The sequence below is a fragment of the Aminobacter sp. P4_H6_2 genome (genome assembly GCF_056400805.1).
In genome coordinates this window covers 1-3,461 of record NZ_JBFUKO010000572.1, presented here as the reverse complement: position 1 = coordinate 3,461, position 3,461 = coordinate 1, and the positions used below count along the sequence as shown (strand labels likewise).

Annotated in this window: 4 protein-coding genes; 1 reads left to right on the top strand and 3 read right to left on the bottom strand. The window is 63.2% G+C overall.

The window, feature by feature from the left end; all coding sequences use genetic code 11:
• The 3 genes from AC1DUU_RS26750 to AC1DUU_RS26740 form a co-directional block, all read right to left on the bottom strand.
• A partial coding sequence (locus AC1DUU_RS26750) for an ABC transporter permease subunit (RefSeq protein WP_476786383.1) occupies positions 1–206 on the bottom strand: 206 nt, incomplete at its 3' end.
• A 68-nt stretch (positions 207–274) separates the two neighbouring features.
• On the bottom strand, positions 275–1,081 hold the full coding sequence (locus tag AC1DUU_RS26745) for an ABC transporter substrate-binding protein (RefSeq protein ID WP_476786382.1): 807 nt from the start codon (positions 1,079–1,081) through the stop codon (positions 275–277).
• A gap of 182 nt (positions 1,082–1,263) precedes the next feature.
• Positions 1,264–2,781: an aldehyde dehydrogenase (NADP(+)) gene (locus AC1DUU_RS26740; RefSeq protein ID WP_476786381.1), complete on the bottom strand. Its 1,518-nt coding sequence runs from the start codon at positions 2,779–2,781 to the stop codon at positions 1,264–1,266.
• 149 nt (positions 2,782–2,930) lie between these two features.
• Between AC1DUU_RS26740 and AC1DUU_RS26735 the strand changes: the two genes are divergently transcribed.
• Positions 2,931–3,461 (top strand): Ldh family oxidoreductase (locus tag AC1DUU_RS26735; protein ID WP_476786380.1); only part of this gene is annotated, 531 nt, incomplete at its 3' end.

The window sequence follows — 3,461 nt, the reverse complement described above, 5'->3', positions numbered from 1 at the left end:
GGCGTATTGCGCGCCACTTCGACCCAAGCCGTGGCGACGCCGCCGAGGATGCGATTGCCCGATAGGCGGAAAAGGGTCAGGCAAAGCGCAATAGCCAAGCCGATGACCATCGACAGGAGCGCGATCTGCAGCGTGACCAGCGCGCCATCGAGCATCTGCGGCAATGCCTTGAACGCCTGGTTCCAATGGAAGGTGTAGTGGAACATTACCGTCTCGCACTGAGAGGGAAAACGGCGCGAGGTGTTTGCCTCGCGCCGCCAGAGAAACGGTCAGATCAACGGTAGACGTTGTTCACCGCAAGGGAGGGCACGTCGCCGCCCACCCATTTTCCGTAGAGTTCGGCATACCGGCCGGTGCGGACCTGCTGGTTGATGAACAGGTTGAGGTAGTTGATGAGGCCGTATTCCTCGCGATTGGTGAACAGAGCCACATAGTCAATATCGAACGGCGCCTTGCCGACCACCGCGATGCCGGGGAACTTGCCGGTCTTCACATTGGCCTGGGCAACGGTCGAGGTGGAAACGGTGGCGTCGAGCTGGCCCTGGCTCAGAGCCAGGAACACGTCGGCCTGCGTCTGGTAGGGACGGAACTCGCCCGCACCCCATTCCTTGACCTGCTTTTCCAGAGCGATGGCCTCGTAGGTGCCGGCAGTAGCGCCAACGACCTTGCCCTTCATATCTTCGAACGACTTGATGCCGGTCTTGTCGTTGGCAGTAACAGCCATCTCGAAGGCAAAGTAGGGGATCGTCATGCCGACGGTCTTGGCGCGCTCCAGCGTGTCCGAGGTCGAGGCAACGCCCACGTCGACGCGGCCCGACATCAGCGCTGGGATGCGCTCAGGGAACGGCGTCTCGACGATCTCGGCGGTGACGCCGAGCGCCTTGGCCAGGTCGTTGCAGTAATCCACGTCGAAGCCGATCGGGTTGTTGTTCTCGTCGCGCGCGCCCATTGGCGGGAAATCGAGCACGACGGCGCAGCGCAGCGTACCTGCCGCGATGATGTCGTCCAACTTGTCGGCCTGAGCCAGGCTGGTCAGTGCGGTGGCGGCCAGGAGGCCGAAGGCGAGGACCGAAGTCTTCATAATTACACTCTCTCCCTGAGTAGGTTCGTCAGATGACGCCGGCGCACTATTTCGCGTCAGAGAGCGTAAATCAATTCAAAAATACAAGGCGTATACAAAAAGTATATGAATGCGGCATTTCGGCGCGGCAGCGGGCAGGCCTTCCCACCGGAAAGCCCGCCCGCGTCTGCGAGCGCGCTGGATCAGCCCTGGAAGTCCTCGGGCAGCAGGCCTTCCGGCATGTTCTGGTAGGAAACCGGGCGCAGGAAGCGGCGGATCGACATGGTGCCGACGCTGGTGGCACCGAAGTTGGTCGAGGCCGGATACGGCCCGCCATGCACCATGGAATCAACCACTTCGACCCCGGTCGGGAAGCCGTTGACCAGAACCCGTCCAGCCTTGCGCTCAAGCACTGGGAGCAAGCGGCGGGCGGCTTCGAGGTCACCAGCATCCATGTGGATGGTCGCGGTCAGCTGGCCGTSAAAGCGGCGCACTATCTGCTCCATCTCGTCGAGCGAGTCGACCCGGACCACCAGCCCGAGCGGCCCGAAGACCTCCTCGCCCAGAAGATGGTCGGCGACGAACTGCGCGCCCGTGGTCTCGAACAGGTTGGGCGTAGCGCTGCGGCCCGACGATTCGGTCATAAGCAGCGGCTTGACAGTGTTGCGCGTGGCAAAGCGCGCCGTGCCTTCATGATAGGCCTTGGCAATGCCGTCGGTCAGCATGGTCTGCGGGCCGACCTTGGCGAGCGCTTCGGTCGCAGCACTTATGAAACGGTCGGCGTCAGAACCATCGATCACCACAGCAATGCCGGGGTTTGTGCAGAACTGGCCGGCGCCCATGGCGAGCGAACCTGCCCAACCCTGGCCCAGCGCCTCGGCCCGCGCCTTCAGCGCCTCGGACATCATCATCATCGGATTGACTGAGCCGAGTTCGCCGAAGAACGGGATCGGCTCTGGCCGCCCTGCACACAGATCAAACAGCGCGCGTCCGCCGGCGAGCGAACCGGTGAAGCCCACCGCCTTGATCAGCGGGTGCTGGACCAGAGCGTGACCGACCTCGCGGCTGCCGCCCTGGATCAACGCAAAAACCCCTGGGTGAACACCGGTCTTGCGGATAGCGGCTTCAATGGCCTGTGCGATGATTTCGCCCGTGCCGGGGTGCGCTGAGTGGCCCTTCACCACGACAGGGCAGCCGGCAGCAAGTGCTGCCGCCGTGTCGCCGCCRGCGGTCGAGAARGCGAGCGGGAAGTTCGAGGCACCAAACACAGCCACCGGTCCCACTGGCCGCTGAATAAGCCGGATCTCCGGGCGCGGTGCGGACTGGCGATCGGGCAGAGCCGCGTCCAGGCGACGGTCGAGATAATCGCCCTTTTCGATATGTTCGGCGAACAGCCTGAGCTGACCGGTCGTGCGGCCGCGTTCGCCCTGAAGGCGCGCTTCCGGCAGGCCGGTTTCCTGACTACCGATCTCGGTGATAGCATCGGCGCGGGCCTCGATCTCCTCGGCGATAGCGCGTAGGAAGGCAGCACGCTCCAGGCGCGACGAATTGGCATAGCTCCAGAAGGCGTCCTCGGCTGCTTCGCAGGCGCGGTTGACCAGATCCACGGTACCGGCGGCGAACTGATGCACCGGGCCATGCGCCGGAGCGTTGGCGAACGTGCCGGCACCATCGAGCCATTCGCCCGCGACGAGGTGTTTTCCTTTAGGGGTGAAGGCCATATGAGGTTCCTTTCTCGATACCCGGTGCGCGGCTCGCCGACGAACTACCTGCGGTCGATTTGCGCTTGTCGAATATTTGTATACTCTATGTATGCAAAATTTCAACCACGTTGCCCGTCCTCGGGCTGGATCAGCATGAGAGAAACGAAATGAGTGAGACCACTGTCCTGTCCGTCAACGCGCTGCATGAGCGCGTTGAGGCGATCTTCCGCAAGGCAGGGCTGAACGCCGTCCAGTCGGGCGCTCTCGCCCGCGTGATCGTCGCTGGCGAGAGAGACGCCTGCAAGTCGCACGGCATTTACCGTATCGAAGGCACCCTGCGTACGGTGAAAGCTGGCAAGGTCATGCCGGACGCCGTGCCGGAACTGTTGCTGCAGGAAGGTTCAGCCATCGTCAGGGTCAACGCCAAAAGCGGCTTCGCCAACCCGGCCTTCGAGCTTGGCCTACCGGCGCTCACTGAGCGCGCCCGTTCCTTTGGCCTCGCGGCCCTCGTCATCAACGATTGCACCCATTTCTCCGCTCTCTGGCCCGAGGTCGAGGCCATCACCGAACGAGGTCTTGCCGGTCTTGTCATGTGCCCCAGCTACGCATCGGTGGCACCCGCCGGTGGCAACAAGCCGTTGCTCGGAACCAACCCCTTTGCCTTCGGCTGGCCGCGCGAGGATAAGCCACCCTACGTC

Coding starts and splice junctions, on each gene's coding strand:
- AC1DUU_RS26745 (WP_476786382.1), bottom strand. CDS start 1,081: ATGAAGACTTCGGTCCTCGCCTTCGGCCTCCTGGCCGCCACCGCACTG.